General features: G+C 57.3%; 18 protein-coding genes. 5 read left to right on the plus strand and 13 right to left on the minus strand.

Going from position 1 to position 24,173, the window contains the following annotated elements; all coding sequences use genetic code 11:
• Window positions 1-1,125 precede the first annotated feature (1,125 nt).
• A complete protein-coding gene (locus AC1ROR_RS17550) occupies window positions 1,126-4,767 on the minus strand; it encodes a YobI family P-loop NTPase (RefSeq protein WP_498590274.1) in 3,642 nt (1,213 codons plus the stop codon).
• 419 nt (window positions 4,768-5,186) lie between these two features.
• Here AC1ROR_RS17550 and AC1ROR_RS17555 point away from each other — a divergent pair, with 419 nt between their 5' ends.
• On the plus strand, window positions 5,187-6,395 hold the full coding sequence (locus AC1ROR_RS17555) for an MFS transporter (protein ID WP_080836920.1): 1,209 nt from the start codon (window positions 5,187-5,189) through the stop codon (window positions 6,393-6,395).
• Window positions 6,396-6,546: 151 nt separating this feature from the next.
• Here AC1ROR_RS17555 and AC1ROR_RS17560 read toward each other — a convergent pair whose 3' ends face one another.
• Window positions 6,547-7,359, minus strand: coding sequence for a nickel-binding protein (locus AC1ROR_RS17560; RefSeq protein WP_003499655.1), 813 nt, complete (start codon window positions 7,357-7,359; stop codon window positions 6,547-6,549).
• 240 nt (window positions 7,360-7,599) lie between these two features.
• Between AC1ROR_RS17560 and AC1ROR_RS17565 the strand changes: the two genes are divergently transcribed.
• On the plus strand, window positions 7,600-8,664 hold the full coding sequence (locus AC1ROR_RS17565) for a class I SAM-dependent methyltransferase (RefSeq protein WP_498590195.1): 1,065 nt from the start codon (window positions 7,600-7,602) through the stop codon (window positions 8,662-8,664).
• 55 nt (window positions 8,665-8,719) lie between these two features.
• Here AC1ROR_RS17565 and AC1ROR_RS17570 read toward each other — a convergent pair whose 3' ends face one another.
• Window positions 8,720-9,178 carry an Lrp/AsnC family transcriptional regulator gene (locus AC1ROR_RS17570; RefSeq protein WP_137038745.1) on the minus strand — a complete coding sequence of 153 codons (459 nt, stop codon included), beginning with the start codon at window positions 9,176-9,178 and terminating at the stop codon, window positions 8,720-8,722.
• Between the two features lie 126 nt (window positions 9,179-9,304).
• Here AC1ROR_RS17570 and AC1ROR_RS17575 point away from each other — a divergent pair, with 126 nt between their 5' ends.
• Window positions 9,305-10,588: a cystathionine gamma-synthase family protein gene (locus AC1ROR_RS17575; protein WP_498590196.1), complete on the plus strand. Its 1,284-nt coding sequence runs from the start codon at window positions 9,305-9,307 to the stop codon at window positions 10,586-10,588.
• 111 nt (window positions 10,589-10,699) lie between these two features.
• Here the strand turns inward: AC1ROR_RS17575 and AC1ROR_RS17580 are convergent, their stop codons facing one another.
• Together AC1ROR_RS17580 and ampC are read right to left on the minus strand one after the other, a co-directional pair.
• Window positions 10,700-12,022, minus strand: coding sequence for a solute carrier family 23 protein (locus AC1ROR_RS17580; RefSeq protein WP_142173977.1), 1,323 nt, complete (start codon window positions 12,020-12,022; stop codon window positions 10,700-10,702).
• Window positions 12,023-12,276: 254 nt separating this feature from the next.
• A complete protein-coding gene (gene ampC, locus AC1ROR_RS17585; protein ID WP_498590197.1) occupies window positions 12,277-13,434 on the minus strand; it encodes a class C beta-lactamase in 1,158 nt (385 codons plus the stop codon).
• A gap of 132 nt (window positions 13,435-13,566) precedes the next feature.
• On the opposite strand from ampC, the gene AC1ROR_RS17590 reads away from it, so the two are divergent.
• On the plus strand, window positions 13,567-14,457 hold the full coding sequence (locus AC1ROR_RS17590; protein ID WP_498590198.1) for a LysR family transcriptional regulator: 891 nt from the start codon (window positions 13,567-13,569) through the stop codon (window positions 14,455-14,457).
• Here the strand turns inward: AC1ROR_RS17590 and chrA are convergent.
• The 5 genes from chrA to AC1ROR_RS17615 all read right to left on the minus strand — a co-directional run bounded on the left by chrA (window position 14,452) and on the right by AC1ROR_RS17615 (window position 20,052).
• Window positions 14,452-15,681 carry a chromate efflux transporter gene (gene chrA, locus AC1ROR_RS17595; protein WP_498590199.1) on the minus strand — a complete coding sequence of 410 codons (1,230 nt, stop codon included), beginning with the start codon at window positions 15,679-15,681 and terminating at the stop codon, window positions 14,452-14,454. The two genes, AC1ROR_RS17590 and chrA, sit on opposite strands and share 6 nt — an antisense overlap.
• A gap of 171 nt (window positions 15,682-15,852) precedes the next feature.
• Window positions 15,853-16,332, minus strand: coding sequence for a hypothetical protein (locus tag AC1ROR_RS17600; RefSeq protein ID WP_080836945.1), 480 nt, complete (start codon window positions 16,330-16,332; stop codon window positions 15,853-15,855).
• Between the two features lie 116 nt (window positions 16,333-16,448).
• A complete protein-coding gene (locus tag AC1ROR_RS17605; protein WP_035225485.1) occupies window positions 16,449-17,000 on the minus strand; it encodes a C39 family peptidase in 552 nt (183 codons plus the stop codon).
• Between the two features lie 232 nt (window positions 17,001-17,232).
• Window positions 17,233-19,101: a tyrosyl-tRNA deacylase gene (locus AC1ROR_RS17610; protein ID WP_498590200.1), complete on the minus strand. Its 1,869-nt coding sequence runs from the start codon at window positions 19,099-19,101 to the stop codon at window positions 17,233-17,235.
• Between the two features lie 51 nt (window positions 19,102-19,152).
• Window positions 19,153-20,052: a hypothetical protein gene (locus tag AC1ROR_RS17615; protein ID WP_498590201.1), complete on the minus strand. Its 900-nt coding sequence runs from the start codon at window positions 20,050-20,052 to the stop codon at window positions 19,153-19,155.
• A 673-nt stretch (window positions 20,053-20,725) separates the two neighbouring features.
• Between AC1ROR_RS17615 and AC1ROR_RS17620 the strand changes: the two genes are divergently transcribed.
• Window positions 20,726-21,460 carry a hypothetical protein gene (locus tag AC1ROR_RS17620; RefSeq protein ID WP_498590202.1) on the plus strand — a complete coding sequence of 245 codons (735 nt, stop codon included), beginning with the start codon at window positions 20,726-20,728 and terminating at the stop codon, window positions 21,458-21,460.
• On the opposite strand, the gene AC1ROR_RS17625 is transcribed toward AC1ROR_RS17620, so the two are convergent.
• Genes AC1ROR_RS17625 through AC1ROR_RS17635 form a run of 3 tightly spaced genes read right to left on the minus strand, consistent with a single transcriptional unit; the run spans window position 21,415 to window position 23,970 of the window.
• Complete coding sequence (locus AC1ROR_RS17625) at window positions 21,415-22,224, minus strand: aspartate/glutamate racemase family protein (RefSeq protein WP_498590203.1); 810 nt, start codon at window positions 22,222-22,224, stop codon at window positions 21,415-21,417. The two genes, AC1ROR_RS17620 and AC1ROR_RS17625, sit on opposite strands and share 46 nt — an antisense overlap.
• Before the next feature lie 11 nt (window positions 22,225-22,235).
• On the minus strand, window positions 22,236-23,054 hold the full coding sequence (locus AC1ROR_RS17630; protein ID WP_035225491.1) for an ABC transporter permease: 819 nt from the start codon (window positions 23,052-23,054) through the stop codon (window positions 22,236-22,238).
• 4 nt (window positions 23,055-23,058) lie between these two features.
• Window positions 23,059-23,970, minus strand: coding sequence for an ABC transporter permease (locus AC1ROR_RS17635; protein WP_498590204.1), 912 nt, complete (start codon window positions 23,968-23,970; stop codon window positions 23,059-23,061).
• Between the last annotated feature and the right edge of the window lie 203 nt (window positions 23,971-24,173).

A 24,173-nucleotide genomic window follows, 5' to 3' on the forward strand; every position in this document is an offset into this window, starting at 1 on the left:
TAAAATTCATATATTTAAACGTAGTCGGCCCGCAGTCCGCAAATTGCAGGCCCGTAAAAGAGTCAATTCTGCTCCTAAACTTCCGTCCGCTTTAAGTTATGCATATACAATTCATTACAACATATATTTTATATGTTTTGCGTTGGCTATTGTATAAATATATGTTTATGGGAGCCGTCCAGGCCGCATCTGGCCTGCCCTGTTCATATCGGCCGATAAATCCGAACTCTCCTTATGGTTGCATAAATATTGCTTCTTGAGCTGCCGATTTCGAAGCTTTACCCTCGCATAAAGAGATCGTGCCCACCTCCTCCTCCCCAGGGCGGTATCTGCACGAGCAGCAAGGACGTACATCTCATAGAGACCCATTGAACATACCTTTCCTATCACGCGACGCAGTTGCGACCGTGTTGTGAACTTCACCTATTTTTTCCATCAGCCTTTAAGCTCGATGGGTATTGCAACGGGGCACTGAAAATTGCCGCCTGTGGAAAATAAAGACACTTGTCAGTGCCCCGCATCAGCGGTTTGTGCCTGTCAGGTTACGTCCTTCAGCCAATGCGTTTCGGAGAAATAGAAAGGCCCACCACAAACCAGATTCTATCTCTCTTCCGGTCACGGCGAGAGGACTTCGCCTGTCAGAACCGAAATATGAGAGTGACGTCTTTCTCTCACAACCGGCGCTGGCTCCGTATCAAAACCGGAATGTTGCCGGTTCATCGCAGAACAGGGTCAGTATATTTCAGACAAACAGGGTGGGGATGAACGGGGAAATAAAAGTCCTTGTCGCAAGCCCAAACAACAAGCGAGACAAAAAATATACCCCGGCTGGACAAATAGGGAATTTCAGGCCGCAAGATGCAGGTCGAAACCACCACAGCAAGCAAAAATGTTTCTACTTCGGCATCATTATGCCCGCTGAGGAAGTGGCTTGATGCCCGGTTCAAGCAAGGTTTACTTTGCGCAACAAACAGACATTAAACACTTCGTCATCTCTATCACCTCTTCAGCACAGAGGTTTCGACCCACACATTGAATGGCTTCTGCGGTCCCATGGTGGTAGCAAGTATCACGGTCATCCACATATTTGGCCGTTTATTAGAAGACTGTATAACTACCACTTTGTCATCGCCTTTTGAGATTTACTCGTATCTCATCACCTAGGAACCAACCACCTCCCTCGCTCCACGAAGAGATGATGCCGCGAGTCTCAAGCCATTGGACCAATGCACGGTTTTCATCTGATCTTGGCAATCTTGGAGTGTGATATCCTGTCGTGATCTCAGAAAACGGATCTGGAAGCTCCGCAAGCACTTCGCGCGCTTCGTCTACCGTCATAATCGAGTGAAACTTGTTGAACAGGCAAATCTGCGTCCCAACGGGCCTTGAATTCAGGACCAGTGACCGCACTTTAGCCGCATCAAGGCCGGATATGCGAACGTTGGTGCGGTCAAGAATCGGGCCTATGAGTGCCGCTCGTTTGGGTAGTTCCGTCAGCGTATTCAAATCGATTAGGTCGATTATCGCGCGCTTATCGTCATCTGTTATGTCGGCTTGAAGGAGCCTTTCTCGGAAGATGTCGTCGAGACCGAACATGTCGGGATCGGTGAGATAAGCTTCGATGTTTTCTGCCACGAAAAGGACCGGCAAGTCTGTATTGACGTCTAGGCTTTCAAGGGTCTCCTTTGAAAAGGTGATCTTGCGCTCCTCTATAAGAGCAGTGAGCTTCGAAGAATCGAGGCTTTTGGGAAAATTATTGAAAGTATCGGGCAACGCTCGGACATATTCCCGGTAGCCGTCATCGCTCAGTGCATTCGCGTTAACAAGAAATTGGCGTAGCAGCAGCGTCTCCGGATCGTTAGGCAGACGGTGGTTCAGAATTGCCGCGCGCACATCTTTCAGATCAAGATAGGCCACCAGGATTTCCGCCACGAAGCCACTGCCTGCCATGAACGAGATACAATTCTCCCATGTCGGCACGATACGTCGCAGCTCAAATATCATGGCGTGGAATTTCTCCGGAACACTCTCCAGCGTTGGCAGGAGAGCCGTCTGTCGACCGAGAAACTCACGAAGGTTGTCTTCGTCAAGTTCCTCCCGGCCTAGGAGATCGGTTATGGCTGCAACATCTTCCTCGGCATTGTCATGAAGCTCGAGGAGCACGTCGCTAAGATAGACATCAAGGTCGCGTTCAACCCTAGTAATCAAGGCAGGATCTGTGAGCGAACGCAGCGTAGTGTAATTACGCTCGCGAAACGCTACGAGATTGCTCTCCCCCAGAACTTGGGAAAAGACATGTTCCAGATTGGCAATCGAGAGTTCGAAAAGGCCTCGCTTTACCATGAAGCGCACGATACCAGTAGCCCCCCCGATTGCCGGGAGGTCTCGAACCTCGAAGCCAATGCGCTCGAGGCGTTCGGGTACCACGTCAGGTGCAAGTGCCAGAACTTCAGGGAGTTTCGCCGCAACGAAATCAGCAAACTCGTCGCCATCGCGTGCTAGTGTTTCTAGCGCCCTTGGCGGCAGTTTGGTTACCAACTGCGTGATATGGGAAAGGTTGCGCTTGCTGGCGATTGCCGTCGGAACGAACTGCTTCCATCCGTCAGCGAGGCGCGAAAGCAATTCGGGAACAGCGCTCCCCGTTGCGTAATAGGCCTCGAAGAAATCTTCGCAGCCTTCAAAATGGGATTCGATGAACTCTAAGAGCTTATGAGTCTGCTCGCTGTACCGGGTCGCATCGCTCAGAAGGCAGTCAACCAATTTGACGTTAAGGACATAGCTTTGCCCAAAGTCCGCTTCGCGCATCGCTGCGATGACCTCATTCGGGTTGTCAATCTGAAAGCCGGGGTCGGGAGTATAGAACGCCCGCACCTGTCTCAGAAATTTGTTGTCATTGGGTGAGAGCCGACCAGAATGAAACAGCGATGTATATTGATAATACGTATCGTCAAGATGACCTTCTAGAATCAGGAAGCGAGCCAGCTCCCCCTTCTCGCCGAAGCCGTCGAAAAGACCGGTTACACGCTCGGCGGCTGAACGCACAAGTTCATTGAATTTGATTGTTCGAAGAGTCGCAATTTTCGCTCTAAGCTCACGAATTCGTTGCAAGCTTTCGCTCTTGTTGGCTTCAGTTTTGTTTTCTATCTCTACCTTGCGCTGCAAGTAGGTCTTTTGGCTATCCACTTCGTGCTGCAACATAGATATATCGGTCCGCTGCCCCTGATTGTAGACATTACGGTAGATAATATGCTTTGCGGCGATTATCTGTTCAAGCGCGTCGTGTTCAACAAGCTCGGGAAGTGTGATCCGAGCTTGCCCTTCAAGACTGACGCTAATTGACTCCCCAGGAAGCTTCTCGATGAGCGCCATTGCGTAGATTCGGCGCAACTCCTTAAGGTCAGAAGGCGTCTGCCGTTCGGCGACATCAATCTTTTGTTCTAGTTCCGCTATCTCCGCCTTACAGGTGGCCTCTACGTGACCAACAAATTCATCGTGACGACCCAGAATGTCAGCGAAATTGCCTTCGCCCCGGTGCAATTGTTCGAAATCCCTAGGGTAGACGTTCTTATATATCAGGATCGCAAGAAGTTTGTTGGCGTTGAGAGTATTTTCGTCGTCGGTCTCCAGATTGGCGACGTAGATGGCGTACTCATTGAAGATATTCTGAATAAGTCTTAAGTCGTTTAGATATCGCGAGACCTCTCGAAGAAACTGTCGATCAAGACGACCGTCGAGTTCAAGCCTCTTTCCCTGCTCCAACACCATATCAATCGAGTTCGAAGCGTTTATGATCGGAATAACAGGAATAATGAATTCGAAGAACTTAGTCCGGTCTGTATTAACAAATACGTCGTCGCGCAGAGAGTAAAGAAATCTAATAGTTCGTCCGATTCCCGCGTTCGCATTCACCAAACTGTTGATTTCACGCAATATAACGAATATTTCAGCATCTTCGAATCGGTCCAAATCCTCAATGATTACGAGATCATAATCTGTTGACTGGAAGAAGTAGATAATTTCATCCAAATGACGGTTAAGTATTGAATCTAAATTGTCTGATGCGGGCCTTATTTCTATGTCTTTTAGAGAGATGCTTTTGAGCGACAGCCCAAAGCTGGCGACATAAAAGTTGTGCAGCGCAACCCACAAAAAAAGCAATGAAAACCCGAAGACTCCGAAATTAGGCCAATTACTGAATGCAAGTGGATCGAAAAAGGTGCCGCTGATTATCGGTTCCCGCTTTGTGAATACGTACCAGAGCGAAAGTAAGCCGAACATGATGTACAGCGATTTGAAGACCGACAAGACGCCAGGGGACTGAATTCGCTTAAATCGCGACAGTGGAAGTTTGTTGGCATCTGCACCGTACAGCATTTGCTGCAGTATGCTTCTTTCAATTTCCTGCCGGCTCACTTTGAAAATTGGGGTACTAGCTTCTTTGTCGCTTGCCGGGTTGGCTTCTTTCACGAACGCCGCAAGAGATATGTGAAGTGGAGGTGTTCGGTATCGTTTCAGGAACGATTGGATTATGCTGCTTTTTCCTGAACCATAAGGCCCCGTCAACGCTATATTGTTCACTTTCGGGTCTGTCGTGGCGAACAGCAAAGCTTCGGAATATACACCGTCCTTGTCAGCTTGGTCGGTCGGTGCAAGATTTACAAATTTTGCTTTTGTAACGGCGGGTCGACCAATACCTTCCAAGAAGGCGCCGAAAATAGCGAACCAGCCACCCAGCCAATTTATTAATGTTGTAATGCGTTGGCCCATAAGTAACCTAACTATCACCGATCCAAGCGACAAATATCGCTGAGGAGTCGGAAAAAACCTACTTTTCATCTCCAAGAACTCCGTATTTGGGAATCGATCACTAGAGTCCTGTAGTCCGCAATCATAGCGGGAAGTAGCCATAGGTAATAGTCTCGGTAATTGGCGGCTTTCGGTCGCTTAGGGTATCAGCCGCAACGACCCAGATGAAGGCGCAACCCGGCCAAGACAACCATCGACCCAAGCCGCCGAGCAGCAAAGAAAGAGTTCCCTCTCGGGCATGGCTCAATGTCATGCTCAAGGCGCGGTCGCATATTGTGCAGCGCACAAAATTCGGAGGAATAGGCATGAAATTTGGATTTTTAGATACAGATCATCCGAAAAAATTCGTCTAAAACTCTCCCAACTCAAGGAGAGAGACCATGACGGACACGACATCAGAATTTGATGGGTCAACAATTGCCCTGGAGGCCGCCGAGGAACCCGCGTGGACAGCTGCGACCTGGTTTGCAGTTCTTTCGATGGCGGCCACCAGTTTTGCGCTGGTATCGGCCGAGTTTTTGCCAGCGGGATTGTTGACGCCCATGGCGCGCGATCTTGGCATTACCGAGGGTACGGCCGGGCAGGTTGTTACGGCGACCGCTTCCGTGGGCGCCGTAACGGCTTTGCTGAGCAATGTTCTCATCGGCAAACTGAACCGCAAGACCGTGCTTGTCGGTCTTAGCGCGCTGGCGATAGGCTCCAACATTCTCGCATCGGTTGCTGCCGATTTCTGGCTATTGCTGGTGGGCCGGGCCGGACTGGGGATTGCGCTCAGCGGTTTCTGGGCTCTTTCGGTTGCGGTTGTGGCGCGGCTCGTCGGCGCGAATTCGACCGGGCGCGGTATGGCTATCGTCACCCTCGGCGTTTCGCTTGCCACCATCGCCGCCCCTTCAATGGGCGCCCTGATCAGCGACTGGCTGGGATGGCGCATCGCCATGTCAATGACGGCGGGACTGGCCATAATTGCCATGCTGCTGCAGATACTCAGCCTGCCATCGCTGCCGGCAAGTACGAGCAACAGTCTTTCCGACGTTTTCCGGCTGACGCGGCGGCGCAGCGTTCAACTGGGGATGCTGGCAATCCTGTTGCTGATGACGGGGCATTTTGCCGGTTCGGTCTATGTGCGTCCCTTCCTCGAACAGGTGACGCTGCTTGACACCACGCCGATTGCTCTTGCCCTGCTCGGCTTTGGCGTTGCTTCCGTGATCGGCAATGTGCTGGGGGGCCGGATGGCTGACACCAGTATCCGCCTCGCACTCATCGTTACCGCCGCCCTGATGGCATTTGCGACGATCGCCCTCGTTGTCTGGGGTGTTCATACCGGTGCCGCATTTGCTCTCGTCGCCCTTTGGGGCCTTGCCTTTGGCATGGCGCCTGTGGTGCTGCCGACCAACCTTTCCCGCGGCGCACCCGATGCGCTGGAGGCAGCAGGCAGCCTGATGGTCGTTTCCTTTCAGGTGGCCATCAGTATCGGTGCGGTTTTTGGCGGCTATATCGTTGATTCCTACGGTGCTACCGCTCCGCTGGCGCTGACCGCGATACTGGCTGCATCCACGGTTGCTCTGGCCCTGCTGCAGCGCCCCGAGTGATCACGGCCTTGCCGCCTGCCATCATCTGGAGGCAAGGCGTCTGATCAAGCGCAATTGTGCTGGCGTTGCCTGCGCCAGCACACAGGTTTTAACGCTTGCCGTTACCGGCAGGCGGTTTCGTCGTGATCGCATGTGGTGCGAGCACCCATTATTAGTGCAGCCACTCGCAACGATAGGCGAGGACCGGCTCGGCAAAGCCTTTCAGCCTGTAACGATCCCCATGCACGAGGACATCGGCGCTGCCATATTCCTGCAGGGTCTTGTCCGATATCAGGATCTGATCGCTCTCGGCGGCGGCGCATAGCCTTGCGGCCAGTTGCACGGTCGTGCCGAAGAAATCATTGCTGTCTTCGATTGGCTCACCGCAATCCAGTCCGATGCGGATGTGGATGGGTTCGCCGCTATCGATGTTGTAGCGATGGAACTCGCGTTGGATATCAATGGCGCAATCCACCGCAAATGGGATGGAGGCGAACACGGCCATGATGCCATCACCGGTGTGCTTGACCTCCCGTCCCGAGCGTCGACCCAGACAGCCACGCACGAGGGCATCGTGCGCCCTGATGAGTTCCGCCGCCATACGATCGCCGAGGCGGGCCGTCATTTCGGTTGAACCGACAATATCCGTGAACAGGATCGCACGGTGGCCGGCATCCATTTTTTTCGTGGCGGCCACGACCGCCACGGGATCCTGTATGCGCCCGAGAAATGCTTCTACGGCCGACAGGGCGACTTCCACCACTTCGCTGGCGATAAAGCCGTGCGCTTCCCGATGCACGCATTGCGCGGTTTCAGCATCCGGGGCGTCGATGAGGCAAAAGGCCGTGCCGCGCCTTTCATCAAACCAGTAGGTTAAAAACCTGACGCCGTACTGATCCTGGATGTTGAGATCTTTAAGGTGTGCCGCGGCGATATCCGCCGCTGAAACTCCGGCAAGCTCGTGCCGGTCCATGAAGATAGGCATTGGTTTCCTCCCAAGAGTATATCGTTGCCTGCTCTTCCAGCCAGTTTACGACTTCCCCCAACCATCGTCTATCGCCCGCGTGGGTGACCCTGACAGGGGCGCCTCACCGGAAAGGGCGATGGTCGTTCGCGTGACAATTTCGGGGCATTCGGCTATGTTACGTGGTCTACGAGCATTCACTGACGCAAGCAATTTGCGGTCAGCCTTTGCCCGCCAACGAAGCGAATTGGGGGGAATGCGATGACACAGCTCGACGAAACAAAACTACATTCTTTCATTGGCAAAATGCTGGGTGACCTCGGAGGCGCCTTCAGCGTTCCAACCGTCAGGATCGGCTTGAGACTGGGTCTGTTCGATGCGCTGCATCGGGTGGGGCCGGTGACCTCCGCAGGACTGGCGGCGGCTTCTGGCGGTCTTTCCGAGCGATATGTGAGGGAGTGGGCGCTGGCACAGGCGGCGAACGGCTACATCGACTATGACAGCGGTTCCGAGATGTTCAGCCTCTCACCCGAGCAGGCGATGGTGTTCGTCAACAGGGACAGCCCCGTCTATCTGGAAGGCGCATTCGATCTGGTGGCGGCGATGATCGAGGGAGAGCCGAAGGTTGAGCGCAGCTTCCGCACCGGCGGCGGGGTGCGGTGGGGAGATACGGCAGGTTGCCTGTTCTGCGCAACGGGCGCGTTCTTCCGGCCGGGATATGTGAACAATATCGTGCAATCGTGGCTGCCTGCCCTTCAGGGCGTGGAGGAGAAGCTGGTGAAAGGCGCCAAGGTGGCGGATGTCGGCTGTGGCGTTGGCTTCTCGACTATTCTCATGGCCGAGGCCTATGGCAATGCCAGCTTCATCGGTTACGACTTCCATGAGCCATCCATAGAGGAGGCGAACAGGCATGCCCGAAGCCATGGGGTGAGCGACCGGGTGACGTTCGTGGCGGCGACGGCCAAGGACATCAGGGATACGGATTTCGATCTCATCACCAGTTACGACTGTCTGCACGACATGGGTGATCCGCGTGGCTGTGCGGGGCACATGTCGCGCATTCTCAAAAAGGACGGCACCTGGATGATCGTCGAGCCCATTGCGGGCGACCGCCCGGCGGACAATATGAACCCCGTCGGCCGCCTCTATTACAATGCATCCACCATGATCTGCGTGCCGACATCGCTTGACCAGGAAGTGGGTGAAGGATTGGGGGCGCAGGCCGGGGAAGCGAAGCTTTCCGAGGTCATCCGCTCGGGTGGCTTTACCCATGTCAGGCGGGCCTTTACCGGGCCTTTCAACATGGTGCTGGAGGCGCGGGCCTAGGAGGTTCTGCAGGGTCTAGCCCGGTGAAAATGGTCCCCGCTGGTGGTGGCGGGGCTCAGATGCGCCGGGCCTTGATCGTGTTCATGACGAAGCTGGTCTCGATGGTGTCGACGCATTTCAGCTTGGCGATCTTCTCCTTGATGAAGCGCTCATAATCCTCCAGCCCGCCGCACATGACCTTCAGCATGTAATCCTTCGAACCGGTGACGAGGTGACATTCGAGAACCTCGTCCCAGTCCAGAACGGCGGCCTCGAACATCCGGATTTCGTCATCGTGCTGGCGGCTGAGGCGGATGGAGGCAAGGGCGGTCATGGTCCATCCCTCGATGGCCGGATCGACGACCGCGGAATAACCCTTGATCACCCCGATCTCTTCCAGCCGTCGCAGCCGGCGCAGGCAGGCGGATGCCGACAGGCCGACCCGCTCGGCCAGTTCATTGTTGGTGATCCTCGCATCGGCGGATAATTCTTTCAGAATCCGTCTATCGACCGCATCTGCAATTTTCTGCGACATAAATGGGAATTCTCCGCAATATATTGCTTTATCAGACATGGATGCGCTTCAGAATGCAAGGTATTTCGGCGGGATTGCATGTAAGCTGCGGAGAATTCAAAGCCTGTCGAGGAGGATCTACCGGACATGACCGCACCACATCCGTCGAAAACCCATATCGGCAACCACGCCCTGCATCCCGAAACCCAGATGCTCAATTACGGCTATGATCCGGAATTGTCTGAAGGCGCCGTGAAGCCGCCGGTGTTCCTGACATCGACCTTCGTCTTCAAGTCGGCGGAGGACGGGCGCGACTTCTTCGATTATGTCTCCGGGCGCAAGGAGCCGCCGGCAGGCCGGGGCGCCGGCCTCGTTTATTCCCGTTTCAACCACCCCAATAGCGAGATCGTCGAGGATCGTCTCGCCGTCTACGAGCGTACGGAGAGCTGTGCGCTGTTCTCATCCGGCATGTCCGCCATTTCGACGACGCTTTTCGCTTTCGTGCGGCCCGGCGATACCGTGCTCCATTCCCAGCCTTTGTATGGTGGCACGGAGACGCTGCTCGCAAAGACCTTCCATAATTTCGGCGTTTCGGCGGTGGGTTTCGCCGACGGTGTCAGCGAGGCCTCGGTAGTGGCCGCCGCGGAAGAGGCGATGGCGAAAGGCAGGGTGTCCGTCATCCTCATCGAGACCCCCGCCAACCCGACGAACAGCATCGTCGACATCCCGATGATCAGCCGTGTCGCCGAGATGATCGGCCAGAAGCAGGGGCACAGGCCGATCATCGCCTGCGACAACACGCTTCTCGGCCCGGTCTTCCAGCGGCCGATCGAGCACGGCGCCGACATCTCACTCTATTCACTGACAAAATATGTTGGCGGCCACTCCGACCTCATCGCCGGGGCAGCGCTTGGCCGCAAGGATGTGATGAAGCAGGTGAAAGCGTTGCGCGGGGCAATCGGCACGCAGCTTGATCCGCATTCCTGCTGGATGCTGGGGCGCTCGCTTGAGACGCTACAGATCCGGATGGAGCGGGCAAACAGCAATGCGGAGCTGGTGGCCGAATTCCTGAAGGCGCATCCCAAGGTGGAGAAAATCCATTACCTGCCGTTCAACGATCCGGCATCCCCGGTTGGCAAGGTCTTTGCAGATCAATGCACCGGCGCGGGATCGACCTTCTCCTTCGACATAACGGGCGGGCAGGCAGCGTCTTTCAAATTCCTCAATGCCCTCACCATATTCAAACTCGCTGTCAGCCTCGGCGGCACGGAATCCCTCGCCTCCCACCCGGCAACCATGACACATTCGGGTGTCCCGGCGGATGTGCGCCAGCGCATCGGCGTGCTCGATTCCACCATCCGGCTGTCCATCGGCATCGAACATCCCGACGATCTGATCGCCGACCTCGCCCTCTCCCTGGATGCGGCCTGAGGAAGAGGCAAAACCCATGGTCAGCAAGCAGAAGGAAGTCGGCACATGGATGAAGCCGACGACATGCTGCTGACCGCGGCGCCTGCTACTGGCGAGATGATTGATTGGCCCTCACCTGTCCTGCGCCGGCCTTGCGAGACCCAGAAGATGGTAAAAGGCGATTGCGCCGATCGTTGCCGTGCCGATGCCATCCAGCGTGAAACCGGCGACATTGAGCTTGAAGTTTCCAGCACCCAGTACCAGCGCTATACCCACGGTAATGAGGTTGCGGGGCTCGGAAAAATCGACCTTGTTTTCAACCCATATACGCCCGGCGGTCGCCGCTATCAGGCCGAAGACGACGACCGACAGGCCACCAATGACGGGTCCGGGTATCGTCTGGATGAGCGCGCCGAATTTCGGCGAGAAGCCGAGAATGATGGCGACGAGTGCGGCGACGATGAACACAAGCGTCGAAAAAATGCGCGTGATCGCCATGACACCCATGTTTTCCGCGTAGGTCGTCATTCCCGTTCCGCCGAAGGCGCCGGAAAAGATGGTTGCGATGCCGTCACCGATGAAGGCGCGGCCGAGATAGGGGTCGAGATTGCGGCCGGTCATCGCCCCTATCGCCTTGATATGCCCAAGATTTTCCGCCACCAGAATGACAACGACCGGCGCGATCAGGGCAATGGCCGGCGCGGAGAATTCCGGCGTGGTGAATGTCGGCAGTCCGAACCAGGATGCCGCCGCAACGCCCGCAAAATCGACGGGTTTGCCGAGGTCGAAGCCATTGGCCAGAACCAGATAGGCAATATAGGCAATCGCGCCGCCGATGAGAATGGGCAACCGGCGCACCATACCCGGCGCATAAACCGCAATTGCACCGACGGATGCGACCGTCAAAATCGCAATCCAGCGGGATAGCTGGTCGCCATCGGGATTGCCCGGACCCGTGCCGGAGGCGCTGGCTATGGCGATGGGCGCAAGTACGAGACCGATCGCGGCAACGATCGCGCCGGTCAGAACGGGCGGCATCAGCCGCTCGATCCAGTTATGGCCGACGATCATGACGATGACGCCTATCAGCGCATAAAGCACGCCGGCAGCAATGATGCCGCCCAGTGCAAGCGCGATGTTCGGGCTGGCGGCACCCGCGGCCGCGCCGGTCGCCACCAGCACGGGGCCGATAAATGCGAAAGATGAGCCGAGATAGCTCGGCACCCGGCCGCCCACGGCGATGAAGAAGATCAGCGTCGAGATGCCTGAAAATAGGATGGAAACATTCGGATCGAAGCCCATGATCAGTGGCGCAAGAACCGTGGAGCCGAACATCGCGACGACGTGCTGCAACCCGAGCACCGCGGTCTGCCCGGCCGGCAGCCGCTCATCCGGCATGATGCGCCCCTCGGTTTTCAATCGCCAACGCGGAAAATAGCCACCCGTATCGCTCATCATCGTCCCCCACGAACCGGCCGGCGCGTGCTGGACGGGCTTTTCCGTTTCAGTCCACAGCCGGGCAAAAAAGATTTGTCTTTGCATGATATGCGCCCGTCGACCGAGATCGAATCGGTGGCCGGCACATCTTTTCTCCGGTAGCGCGATTGCCTGCCGCTGTCATCGGGTCGAATACGGCCGAAAGGCGCTTTGACGCGGGAGAGATCAACTCCCGCGCCGAAGACATGGAGCCCGGAATGCTGTCCCGATGCTTATTCTGCCTTGTCGAGCGCCGTCAAAATCTCATAGGCCGCAGAAACCCGCTCCTCATTGGGATAGTTTTTATTGGCCAGAATGACGATGCCCCGTTTCTGTTCCGGTATGAACGCGACATAAGCGCCAAAACCATTGGTGGAGCCGGTCTTGTTGATGAAGACATCCTGCCGCGGTTTCATCGGCGGCGAGATTTCGGAGACAGGCACTGTCTTGAGCAGGGCGCCGGAGTTCGCATCGGTGAGCGTCTTCAAGGCGGCCGGGTACGCATATTGCTCCCAGATCATATCCTGCGTCATGGCGCCGACGCTGAAATATCCCGTGTGGGTGTTGAGGATCGCCCGCTGGATTTTTCCGTCCAGCTTTTCCAGACCCATATTCGCGTTGACGAAACGGATCATGTCGTCGGCTGTCGATCTGACGCCATAAGCCTCTGAAGAAAGAATGGCGGGTGTCATGCGGGCCGGCTCGCCGGTTCTCTTATAGCCCTGCGCATAATTGGCCATCTTCGCCTTGGGCACGGTCGTGAAGGTGTTCTTCAATCCCAGCGCGGGAAACAGCGTGTCCTGCATGGCGCTGTCAAAACCTTTGCCCATGGCCTTTGCAGTGACATATCCGAGCATTCCGATGCTGGGATTGGCATAACTTCTATGGGTTCCGGCCTTGTATGAGGGCTTCCAGGCCTTGAGATAGGCCAGCAACTGCTGCTCCGTCTTGATATTCTCGGGCACCTGAATGGGGAAGCCGCCGGCCGTGTGGGTGCCAAGATGCATCAAGGCGACATCGCCGAAGGGCTTGCCCTTCAGGGACGGCAGATAGTCACCCACCTTGCCGGAGAGCGACAGCTGGCCATTCAACTCCGCATAGGTGCTGAGTGCTACCGTGAATGTCTTGCTGATGGAGCCGAGTTCGAAAAGCGTTTGCGGGGTCACCGGCTGGCCCGTGCTTTTTGACATGACGCCATAGGTGAAGATGTGGTTTTCGCCACCGACACTGATGGCGACGGCCAGACCCGGAATGTCGTTTTTCTCCATGACCGGCTTGATCGCGGCATCCGCAATCGCCTTCAGCCTGGCATCATCAGCAGCGAGTGCCTGCGTAAACAGGCCAGCCGAGAGCAAGGCGGTCAGTGCGACATGTCTGCGATTAAGTTTCATCTTTCGCTTTCTCCAAAACCTAAGGTGGATTTTCGGCGCGTGCGCCGCCCCAGCGAAAGACGTTTAACCGCCCTACATTGCACGAACAAATCATGATATCTCGCAGCAGGCATAATAAAATCTAGGTCTCGAATGGTTCGGCAATTTCTTCCCCTGAATGGCTTGAGGGCGTTTGAGGCCTCAGCCCGGCACCTCAGCTTCACCCGTGCGGCCATCGAACTGTGTGTGACGCAGGCGGCGGTGAGCCAGCAGGTGAAAGGGCTGGAAAAGCGGCTCGGGGTTTCGCTTTTCCAGCGGCTTCCAAGAGGTTTGAAAATCACCGCCGAAGGCGAGGCCCTGCTGCCGACGGTCACCAGTTCCTTCGACCAGATGGCGACCACGCTTGACAGGATAGAGGCAGGACAGGTGCGCGAGCTGCTGTTTCTGGGAGTTGTGGGAACCTTTGCCGTCGGCTGGCTGCTGCCCCGCCTGAAGGCGTTTCAAAAGCAGCATCCGTTCATCGATGTGCGGGTTTCCACCAACAACAACCGGGTGGACATGGCCGCTGAAGGGCTGGATTTTGCCATTCGCTTCGGTCAGGGCTCCTGGCATGGCACGGATGCGTTCCGGCTTTTCGAAGCGCCCCTGTCACCTCTGTGTACGCCGAAACTGGCGGAAACGCTGAAGTCTCCCACCGATCTCGTCGAGGCAACATTGCTGCGCAGCTACAGGTCTGACGAATGGGCGACGTGGTTTGCGACAGCTGGCGTGGTGCCGGTGACACAGGTGAACGCCGGGATCGTTTTCGACACCTCGCTCGGCATGATGGAGGCCGCCTTGCAGGGGCTGGGGGTGGCGCTGGCTCCGCCCTCGATGTTTTCGCGGCACCTGGCATCCGGGGCGATCGTGCAGCCCTTTCCCATCACCATATCACTCGGCAGTTACTGGCTGACGCGGCTGCAATCAAAACCGCAGACGGCGGCCATGCAGGCCTTTTCCGACTGGATCTTCGCCAATATTGACCCAACGCAGGACGGCTTATGAAAAAGCGAGCAGAACGCCGCCGATTGCGCAGATGACAACCACGATCCATGGCGGCGTTTTCCACACCGTCAACAGAATGAAACCGATGAGCGCAAGCGCGAAATCCTTCTGGGTGAAGATGGCGCTTGTCCATACCGGATCATAAAGCGCTGCGCCGAGAATGCCGACGACGGCGGCATTGGCGCCACGCATGGCGGCCTGCGCCAGAAGGTGCCTGCGAAAATCTTCCCAGAATGGCAGTGCGCCGACGAGCAGCAGCATGCCCGGCAGGAAAATCGCGATGAGGGCAATGGCTGCCCCCGCAATGCCGTTCGGCTGCGGCCCCACCACCGCGCCAAGATAGGCCGCAAAAGTGAAGAGCGGGCCGGGAACGGCCTGGGTCGCGCCATAACCCGCGATAAATGCATCTTTCGTGACCCAGCCAGTTGCGACGACTTCCGATTGCAGCAAGGGCAACACCACATGGCCACCGCCGAAGACGAGCGCGCCGGCACGATAAAACGCATCGAACAGGGAGAGGCCCTGCGATCCGGCCATTGCCGCGATAACCGGCAGGAAAGCCAGCAGAAGCGCGAAAATGGCGAGCGCGATGTATCCAATGCTTTTCGGCACCCGGAATGCGAGATGGGCGGCCTGACGTGTGGCATCCGTGCGGCAGAAGGCAAGGCCCGCCATGGCGCCGACGGCAAGCGCCAGTATCTGGCCGAAGGCGCCGGCGAGAAACACGACGCAGATGACGCCGGCCAGCGCAATGCTGGCGCGCTCACGATCCGGCGCAAGGCTTTTTGCCATGCCCCAGACCGCCTGTGCTACCACGGCAACGGCAACGATCTTCAGGCCATGCAACAGGCCGGTGCCGACCGGTCCTTCAATGGAGGCGGCGACCATGGCGAAGAGAAGCAGGAGAATGGCGGATGGCAGGGTGAACGCGGTCCAGGCGGCCAGCGCGCCGAGCGGCCCTGCCCGCAGCAGCCCAAGGGCAAACCCCACCTGGCTGGAGGCAGGGCCTGGCAGAAACTGACAGAGCGCCACAAGATCGGCGTAACCCGCCTCATCGATCCATTTGCGCCTGACGACCAACTCGTCGCGGAAATAACCGAGATGGGCGATGGGACCGCCGAAGGAAGTGACCCCGAGCTTCAGGAAGGTCGCGAAAACCTCGCCAGGTGTGCCCGTCGGCGCGGTGTGGGCTTCACCTTGAATTGCATCCGTTGACGACTTCATGAAGGGGCTCCCTGAGCGTGCAACGGCTGTTCGTCAACACATATCGACCTCTAAAACGATATCGATATCAGACACTATTACGACAGGGATATGAAGGGGTGCCCCGCGTCAACGCCGGAAAGTTGCGATAACTTCCCGGCGCGCTGTAGTGCTTGTCAGGTCGAAGAACGGTTATTTCGGAGGCAGCAATCCGGAGAAATGCGATATCCAGCCCTGATCGTCGGTGCCGCCCGAGAAGCCGGTCGCACCGAGAGTGATGTCGTGCCGGGTGCTCTTCTTATAAATGGTGACGGCGATCGCAATCGGCGTCGGAGCTGTCCAGGAAAAGCTGCGGTTCTTGCCGGGTGTCAGATGGCTGAGGGATTCAAGCTGAACATCGTCGAGAAACATGACGGTGCTCTTGCTGGTCTCGTAAAGATGTTCCCACCGTGCCTGGGCAACGGCATTCGCCGCTTCGGCGAAAAGATTGCCCTCGGTCTTCGGGTCAGCCAGGGCCGCCTTGCGCCATGCGGTGAAGATGGAGGTGATCTCATCCATATCGAGGCTCAGACTTGAGAGAAACTCGATGGTCTGCTTGTTGCCGAACGTGTTGTAACCGTCTTCGCTGAAGGGGCGGAGATGCTTGACCACGAAATCGCTGAGAATTGGCATTTGTGCCTCCTGCTGGGCAATGACCAGCCTGCTCCCGGACTTGCAAGCGCGGGATCGGTTGGCCTGATTGGATTGAATGAATGGGTGTGCGTGCCGGAAGCTGCCCGGCAGCGCCGCTATACGGCGTGATCGAAGATGATGGCGGTATGGGCAGGCGTTCTCAGGAATTCCTGCAAACCGATCCGGGTTTTCGTGCCGCCCCGCCCGGCTGGCCATGGATCGTGAATGTGAAGCTCCAGATCCTTGCCATTATCCGTATATCCATAGACGAGGTAATAATGGATATTCGTTCCGATCACGAAGACGCGGTTGTTGTCGATCTCTCGCCTGACGATTTCGGCCGTCAGGTCGGCGACGAACTGGCCGCCGGTCGTCTCATGATCGAAAGAGTTCCACTGGCTGGAAACGAGCTTGACGACATCGCTGTTCTGATTGGCGCCACCCATTTCATCGACGCCGGTGGACTGGTCCAGAACCTGTGCCAGCTCCCAGCGCTCCTGGACCTGTGGATCGGCGTTTGCGAGTGCGGCGGTATTGCGCCGCGCAATCGCATATTGCGTGGCTGCGGGAAGCCCGTAATAGGCTCGCACCATTTCCTCGACGGCGGCAAAGCACCAGGAGGGGGTGCCTTGAGCGATCAGGGCGGGAAGATTGGTTACAGTCGGCACGTGATTTCTCCTTCCTAGAATGACGGTGCAGGCGTTGCCTTTGATGGCAATCCGAATGTCCGTCTGCGGGGTTGCATCGGGTGTTCAGGCTGTCGGTGGAGGTGGCCGTCCTGCCGGCACTTGCGCCGGCAGGACGCTGCCCATGATCGTGAGGCCAACGGGGACGACCTGCAGCCGCGATCATGGCGATGCTCTCCGTCTGGCCGGGACGGGAGCAGCAGTTCAATGAACATCAGGCCGTTTTGCTCAGATCCTGACGATAGGCTTGCAACGACGCGATTTTTGCTTCCGCCGCGGCCTCGCGTTCGGCGACAATGACCGAGACCTTTTCCGAAGCTTCCGCCAGATAGTTCGTCAGTTCAGTGCCGGTGAGATATTTCCCCTGCAGCTTGTTGAGCTTCGACCATCCATCCGCAAAGCTGCGGTTGAACCTTTCGCTGACGCTCGCGACCGCATACCATTGGCCGGTCTGCCTGACGAAGAACTCGTTGACGGAGCGGACGAGCTGGGCGAGGCGGTTCTTGCGAATGACCTCCAGCTCGGCCACATTGTCGATCGCCTTGATCTGATGCGCGGCATCGTCGGCCACGGCCTGCATGAAGTCGGCGAAGCTTTTGAAGAAGAAGGCGATTTCCTCAATGATTTCCTTCATGCGTTTCAGCGCCGTAATGCTGACATTGAGGGATTGGACCGCAAGCTTGATCTTGTCGTCCTCGGCCTGCTTTCCCTTGAGCAGCGCATTGATCTTGATGAGCTCGGCGGCCTGGGTGCGGCGTTCGTTCTCATAGGCTTCCGCCTTGTCGATCATCTTCATCTGCATGTCACGCAGGCTTGCCGCCTGTTGCTGCTGCTCGTCGGTGAGCTTGCCTAGCCCCTTGTCGAGCGCGTCGAGCGAAGCCTGGAGGCTGGAAATCAGGGTCTGCTGACTTGCGATCTTTTCCTCCTGCGCCTTCAGTTCCGCGGCACGGGCGGTGAGACGTTTGTCGAGTTCGGCAAGCTCCACGGCCTTGCTCGATTTCGGGTCACTGCCCTCGGCATCCTTCGCCAGCACCGACCTGCTGTCTTCCAGCGATTTGATATCCGTTTTCAAGCTATCGCGTTTTTCCTCGCTCTTGCGCAGTTCGGCCTTCTGCTCGGAAAGCTTGCTTTGCGTGGCAGCCGCATCCGTCTTGTCTCCGCCGGTTGTGGGTGTGCGGGAACCGCCGCCCTGCCCCTGCCCGTCAGCATCCTGGCCACCCCTGGACTGTCCCGAAAGCGCGCCGCCGACCGACGAGGCCAGCATGGAGGCCGGGCCGCCCGCCGCCATGGCGATTGCGGGAATGGCGCTTGAAATCATCTGTGCGCCAACCCGGACGATCGACATGATGAAAGCACGCTGCTCGGCGGTATTGGCCCGCTTTTCATATTCACGGGCCTTCTTTTCGAACTCCGCAACCTGCACCTTCAGATCGTTCACAAGCGATTCCAGCTGTTGGCGCCGCGCGTCAGCCTCGCGGATTTCCCGCTCCATCGTCGCCTTGTCTTCGAGACGCTTGCTCAAGACCATTTCGCTCGCATCGGTGATCTGTGCCGTCGCCTTGATGATGCCATCATAGGTGGCGGCGACCTCAAGCAGGTCGTCCCGCACTTCCAGCGCCCTGTCGCGGATATCTTTCGCAAGCTTGATCAAGTCGTTGGAGACGAAAGCCTTGATCTCGCTCTGGTCATTTCCCTCGCGGACGTCCAGCCAGTCCGGGAAGAGATCGTCGACTGAAATACGGACGCGATTGGCAATATCCATCGCATGTCTCATGGTGATTTCACTGTTCTGCTGCGCCGTTATCAAGCTGTCCATGATGGCGCTGATGCGGCCGCGAATTTTGCCTTCCTCCTGCGGCGTGGTGTTATAGGCGATGTAGAGCAGGTCGATCGCATTGTCGGTGTCGCGCTTGGCGCGCTCGACATCGTAGGTTCCCTGGATCTTGTCGACATAATAGCGGACGAGCGCCGTATCCGCCTTGGGAAGGGTGAATTCCGGCTTCGACACGATCGCCTCGACGTCGGCGTCGATCGCGCTGTTCAATTTGGTTACCCGGCTTTCAAGATTGACGACATTGTTCATTTTCATGCTCCTGTTGATGGGTGGTTATGGAAAGTCATTGGGGTTGATCGTTCACGAACCGCACTGTTTCTTCGCGTCGTCAGGCAGACCGGCCTCGGTGGAAGAAATGAACTGCGGCACGTCGCTGGTGAGGCCGTCTATCTCGGCGGACAGCCGGTTGACCTGACGTATTTTCGCGTCGTCAGGATTGACCTCGCTCGCTTCCTTGAGAGCGTTGGTGAAGTTGCCGACCTGAATGTTGAAGTCCTGAACCTTGACGTTGATGGTGGAAATCGCCGCCTTCAGCCTGGTGATCTGCTCTTCAAGCGTTTTCACCGCATTCTCGTTTTCCGCGTGGCCCTGCTTTGCCGCCTCAAGCTGGCGGCGATTGTTTTCGAGCTGGTTGCGCACGCCGTCGAGAGCCGACCGGGCATTATCCAGCCGCGGCAGCGCGGTGCGGTATTCCCTTTCCGCGTCGTTCATCCAGCCAAACGCCTTCACCGCGGCGTCACCGGCCTGGCAAATGCCCGGCAGGAAGAAGAGGACCCCGCTGCATATTCTTACTCTCTTGGCCTGCTCGTCCCTTTCCCTGCGGGCTTTTTCGAAGGTGGCCTGACGCGCCCTGACATTCTCGCTCTCGGACCGCACGAGATCCTCGTAGCCCTTCACGCTGGTTTCGGACTGCACCACCTGCCGTTCCAGCTCGATCTGCAGGTATTTGGCCTGCCCCAGCGCTTTTTCGCGGTCGGCGCTGAGCTGCTGCTGCGCCGTCAGATGCTCCATCAGGCACACGGATCGGCGGCCGAGCAGTTCGCGGCCTGCTTCCGCCTGCTCGAGTTTCGACTGAAAGGCGGCCACCTGCTCGGCAGACAGGGTGGCCGCATCGGCGGGCGCCGTATAGCGCAGTGCCGGCAGATCGAACTGCGTCGCAATCGCGGCGAGGCTGGCAAAAATAACATGTCGAAGTTGCATTGTTTCATCCTCCTTTGGAGAATTGGGGGTGGATAAAAAGGCATTGCAAAGCCGGCGGCCGCCCGGCATCGCTGCCGACCGCGCCATAGGCAGGGTAGAAACATTTGGAAGTCGGCGACCTTCGGGTGCATCCCTTGCAACGTCGTCAAGCCCCAAAAAACAACCATCAAAGATTGTATTTCAGAATATCCGGCGATAGGGAGAGCGTTCGAAGCCGTATAAAATTATGCAATAAAAACAGGTATTAACGTTGTCGTTCGTGTCACAGTCATAAACCGTCTCAAAAGAGCACATATTTTAACGCGCCCCTTAACATTCAATTTATGAGAGTATTTTTTAATAACCCCCAATGGGACGGCGGGGGAGTGCAACAAATTGCACCTATCTCCACGTCCGCGAATTTTCGGCTGTCTTGCACTTAGCGAAAGGGCGCAGCCGGCTCATGAAACCCACGCCTTGAATTTCGCCAAAAAGTAGTGACGACCTAGAAGCCCAAGGGGGAAAGGCATCTCGAAGAGAGATTTCGCACGTTTCGAAACCGCTCCCGGCGGGGAATTCCGTTCGGCCGCCGCCGGACATGCTTCTCGAGAGGCTGACCCCACTTGCGAACCGGATTTTGAACGATGAGGCTTTCGATGAAGCGGTAACCTGCCTCTGTGCGCAGATATCGATCGTGTTTAAACGGGAACGACGCCTCGTCCGCGCCATCGGCGATTTCGGCGCATTCGCGACCGTCATCTGCGCTTTCGGTCCGGGTTCGGTCCATCAAGGGCAGTTCACACTGGCCGCGGTTCAGGCGGCCGTCGTTCCGAGGGGCTGGGCATCCAGCCGCAGGACACGCGCGCTGATAGACTGGCTGGAACTGGAGGGCACCGCACAGCGCCTTCCGCCATGTGGCGACAGGCGTGAACGCCCATGGTCATTGAATGGCTGGCTGGTTGACGCGGTGCAGACGCTGGCAGCGGCCTATCTGGCTGCGGCCTCGCCATGGCACGAACATCCGGCGGTGGTCACGTCCGAGAAAACGACGGATGGCGTAAACGCCCTTCTCGATGGCGTGAACTGGCTTTTGAGACACCCCCCGGAATTGCATCCGCTGTCGGAGGAAATGCGGATATTCCTGGGGCATGCGCCGGGATTTCCGTTGCTGCTGGATTTGCTGTCGGCGGCGACAGCAACCGGATCTGATGACACGGGATGCGAATTTTCCCGCAAGGCGGCCGCTCGCGCCTACGGGATCAGCCGCGCCCATGTCACGGCGCTGCTGGCCAAGGCGGAGCGACTGAATTTCCTGCAGAGAAACGGCTCCAGAATAATCCTGAGCGATCCGACGCTGCAAAATGTGCGACGCGATCTCGCCTATCAGCTCGCCTTCGTTGTTTTATGGTCGGAGAGTTCCAAACCGTGACGGTCTCCATGGCCGCCTGAGGAAGCCGCTATGCGGTCCGGCTGGAATGTTTCCAGCAATCCGCGATAGGGCTTGACGACCGGCGTGGCATAAGCGCCGCGTTTGGCCGTCGAAAGCCCCATGGCCACCAGCGCTTCGGCCTGCTTGACGGCAGCGGCGACGCCATCGATGACGGGCACGCCGAATTCGCTGCGCAGTTCGGCGGTAAGGTCCGCCATGCCGGCACAGCCGAGCACGATAGCCTCCGCCCCGTCATTCTTCAGCGCCAGCGAAATCTCTTCGCGCAACCTCTCGCGGGCATTTGAACCGGGCTCTTCCAGCGACAGGACAGGAATATCCGCGGCACGCACATTGCAACGGGAAGACATGCCGTAGCGATGGACGAGATGTTCGAGCGGCAGCCGTGACCGCTCCATCGTCGTGACGATGGTAAACTTCTGCGCGATGAAGGCGGTGGCGGAAACCGCGGCCTCGCAGATACCGATAACCGGTATATCGGCAAGCGCCCGCGCCGCATCGAGCCCGGTATCATCGAAACAGGCGATGATAGCAGCATCCGCACCCAGCGCCGGTGCCCTGGCAAGTTCCAGCAGCAGGCCGGGCACGGCGAAAACCTCGTCGTAATATCCTTCTATGGAGACAGGCCCCATGGATGAGGTGACGGCCAGAATTTCCGTTTCGGGGTTGGATACACGGATCGCCGCATCGGCGATCGTCTCAGTCATGGAATGCGTCGTATTCGGATTGATGATGAGGATGCGCATGGTACGTTTCTTTATCCGCGCGAATGGCGGCGGTTCAAGGTAACGATCAGGCCGAGCGTGCCTGCGATCACCAGGAAGGAGAACAGGGTCGTTACGGCTCCGAGCGCATAAAGCACCGGCGTCGTGACATTGGTGGTCATGCCGTATATTTCCAGCGGCAGGGTGTTGTAGGTCCCCGCCGTCATCAGCGTGCGGGCGAATTCGTCATAGGAAAGCGTGAAGCCGAACAGGCCGACGCCGATCAGGCTCGGCGCGATCATCGGCAGCACCACATGTGCAAATGTTTGCCAGGAGGACGCGCCAAGGTCACGGGCTGCCTCCTCATAGGATGGCGAGAAGCGGTTGAACACGGCCAGCATGATGAGCACCCCAAACGGAAGCGTCCAGGTGAGATGCGCTCCGAAAGCTGATGTATACCATGAGGGTTCCAGCCCAAGCTGTTGGAAAAGAACACCAATGCCAAGCGAGATGATGATTGACGGAACCACCAGGCTGGCAACAGAGAGATAAAAAAGCGGCGTCGCGCCGATGAATTTTCGCCGGAAGGCAAGGCCCGCCAGAAGCGATACGAAGACGGTAACGATCATGACCATCAGGCCAAGTCCGAAGGAGCGGCGGAACGAGCCGCCGAAATCCCCCACCGCCTGCTGTTCGAAAAGATTACCGAACCAGTGCAGCGAAACGCCATTCAGCGGAAAAGTCAGGCCGCCATTCGGTCCCTGAAAAGCGAGGATGAGGATGGCCGACAGCGGGCCGTAAAGGAACAGCACGAAGAGGGCGAAAAAGAAGGCGAGGATGTAGAATTCGCGGCCGCGTTTTTCCTGATGCATGGGATTAGAGCTCCTTGCGGATATCAACGATGCGCAGGATGCCCGCGACCATCAGCAGAACGAGAATGAGCAGAATGACGGCGTTTGCGGCGGCCGCCGGATATTGCAGCAGCGACATCTGGTTCTTCATCATCAACGCCACGGAAGCGCTTTGCCCGCCGGACATGACCTGAACCGTCGAAAAATCCGCCATCACCAGCGTCACGACAAAGATGCTGCCGATGGCCATGCCGGGTTTTGCAAGGGGAATGATGACGTTCCAGAGTGTCTGCCAGCCCGTTGCACCGGCGTCACGCGCCGCCTCGATCAGCGATTTGTCGATGCGCATCAGCGTATTGAAGATCGGCGTGACCATGAACAGCGTATAAAGATGCACCATGGCCAGCACCACGGCGAAATCCGAATAAAGCAGCCACTCAATCGGCGCGGGCACGATGCCGGCGCTGACCAGCGTGCTGTTGACCAGCCCGTTGCGCCCGAGAACGGGTATCCAGGAGATCATGCGGATGATGTTCGATGTCAGGAACGGCACGGTGCAGATCAGGAAGAGCACCATCTGCATGGTGGTTGTGCGGATGTGAAAAGCTAGGAAATAGGCGACCCAGAAACCACAGAACAGCGTGATGGCCCAGACGATGGCGGCATATTTCAGCGTGTTGAGATAGGTCTGCCAGGTGACCCACGAGCCCAGCGTTTCCAGATAGTTGAAGGTCACGAAATCGGGATACATCTGGGCGAAGTCATAGTCCCAGAAGCTGACGACGGCGATCATGAGGATCGGCAGAGCCAGGAAAAAGCCGAGGATCAGCAAAAGCGGTGCGGCCTGCACATAGGATACGAGCTTCTGCGGCAGCGCGAAGCTGCGGGGCGGCCTGTCCTTTTTTTCGCTGACGCCGATAAGTCTGACCGTCACCATGGTGGAGCCTTTCGCTGGATTTAGAGATGCATCGGCATTGGTCGCCGATAAGACTATTTACGAGGCTCCCTCCACCCTCCCGTCATCCTCGGGCTTGACCCGAGGATCCACAACCCGGCGTGACCATGGATCCTCGGGTCAAGCCCGAGGATGACGGCGGGGAGGTTTGAACGCTCTGTCGTTCTCAAAACCGGCGGCCTTCA

The sequence above is a fragment of the Agrobacterium sp. GW821-FHT14E08 genome (assembly GCF_058803865.1).

Excerpts from the sequence above, each read along its gene's own strand:
- AC1ROR_RS17550 (WP_498590274.1), bottom strand. The coding sequence starts at position 4,767 with ATGGGCCAACGCATTACAACATTAATAAATTGGCTGGGTGGCTGGTTC.
- AC1ROR_RS17555 (WP_080836920.1), top strand. The coding sequence starts at position 5,187 with ATGACGGACACGACATCAGAATTTGATGGGTCAACAATTGCCCTGGAG.
- AC1ROR_RS17560 (WP_003499655.1), bottom strand. The coding sequence starts at position 7,359 with ATGCCTATCTTCATGGACCGGCACGAGCTTGCCGGAGTTTCAGCGGCG.
- AC1ROR_RS17565 (WP_498590195.1), top strand. The coding sequence starts at position 7,600 with ATGACACAGCTCGACGAAACAAAACTACATTCTTTCATTGGCAAAATG.
- AC1ROR_RS17570 (WP_137038745.1), bottom strand. The coding sequence starts at position 9,178 with ATGTCGCAGAAAATTGCAGATGCGGTCGATAGACGGATTCTGAAAGAA.
- AC1ROR_RS17575 (WP_498590196.1), top strand. The coding sequence starts at position 9,305 with ATGACCGCACCACATCCGTCGAAAACCCATATCGGCAACCACGCCCTG.
- AC1ROR_RS17580 (WP_142173977.1), bottom strand. The coding sequence starts at position 12,022 with ATGAGCGATACGGGTGGCTATTTTCCGCGTTGGCGATTGAAAACCGAG.
- ampC (WP_498590197.1), bottom strand. The coding sequence starts at position 13,434 with ATGAAACTTAATCGCAGACATGTCGCACTGACCGCCTTGCTCTCGGCT.
- AC1ROR_RS17590 (WP_498590198.1), top strand. The coding sequence starts at position 13,567 with ATGGTTCGGCAATTTCTTCCCCTGAATGGCTTGAGGGCGTTTGAGGCC.
- chrA (WP_498590199.1), bottom strand. The coding sequence starts at position 15,681 with ATGAAGTCGTCAACGGATGCAATTCAAGGTGAAGCCCACACCGCGCCG.
- AC1ROR_RS17600 (WP_080836945.1), bottom strand. The coding sequence starts at position 16,332 with ATGCCAATTCTCAGCGATTTCGTGGTCAAGCATCTCCGCCCCTTCAGC.
- AC1ROR_RS17610 (WP_498590200.1), bottom strand. The coding sequence starts at position 19,101 with ATGAACAATGTCGTCAATCTTGAAAGCCGGGTAACCAAATTGAACAGC.
- AC1ROR_RS17615 (WP_498590201.1), bottom strand. The coding sequence starts at position 20,052 with ATGCAACTTCGACATGTTATTTTTGCCAGCCTCGCCGCGATTGCGACG.
- AC1ROR_RS17625 (WP_498590203.1), bottom strand. The coding sequence starts at position 22,224 with ATGCGCATCCTCATCATCAATCCGAATACGACGCATTCCATGACTGAG.
- AC1ROR_RS17630 (WP_035225491.1), bottom strand. The coding sequence starts at position 23,054 with ATGCATCAGGAAAAACGCGGCCGCGAATTCTACATCCTCGCCTTCTTT.
- AC1ROR_RS17635 (WP_498590204.1), bottom strand. The coding sequence starts at position 23,970 with ATGGTGACGGTCAGACTTATCGGCGTCAGCGAAAAAAAGGACAGGCCG.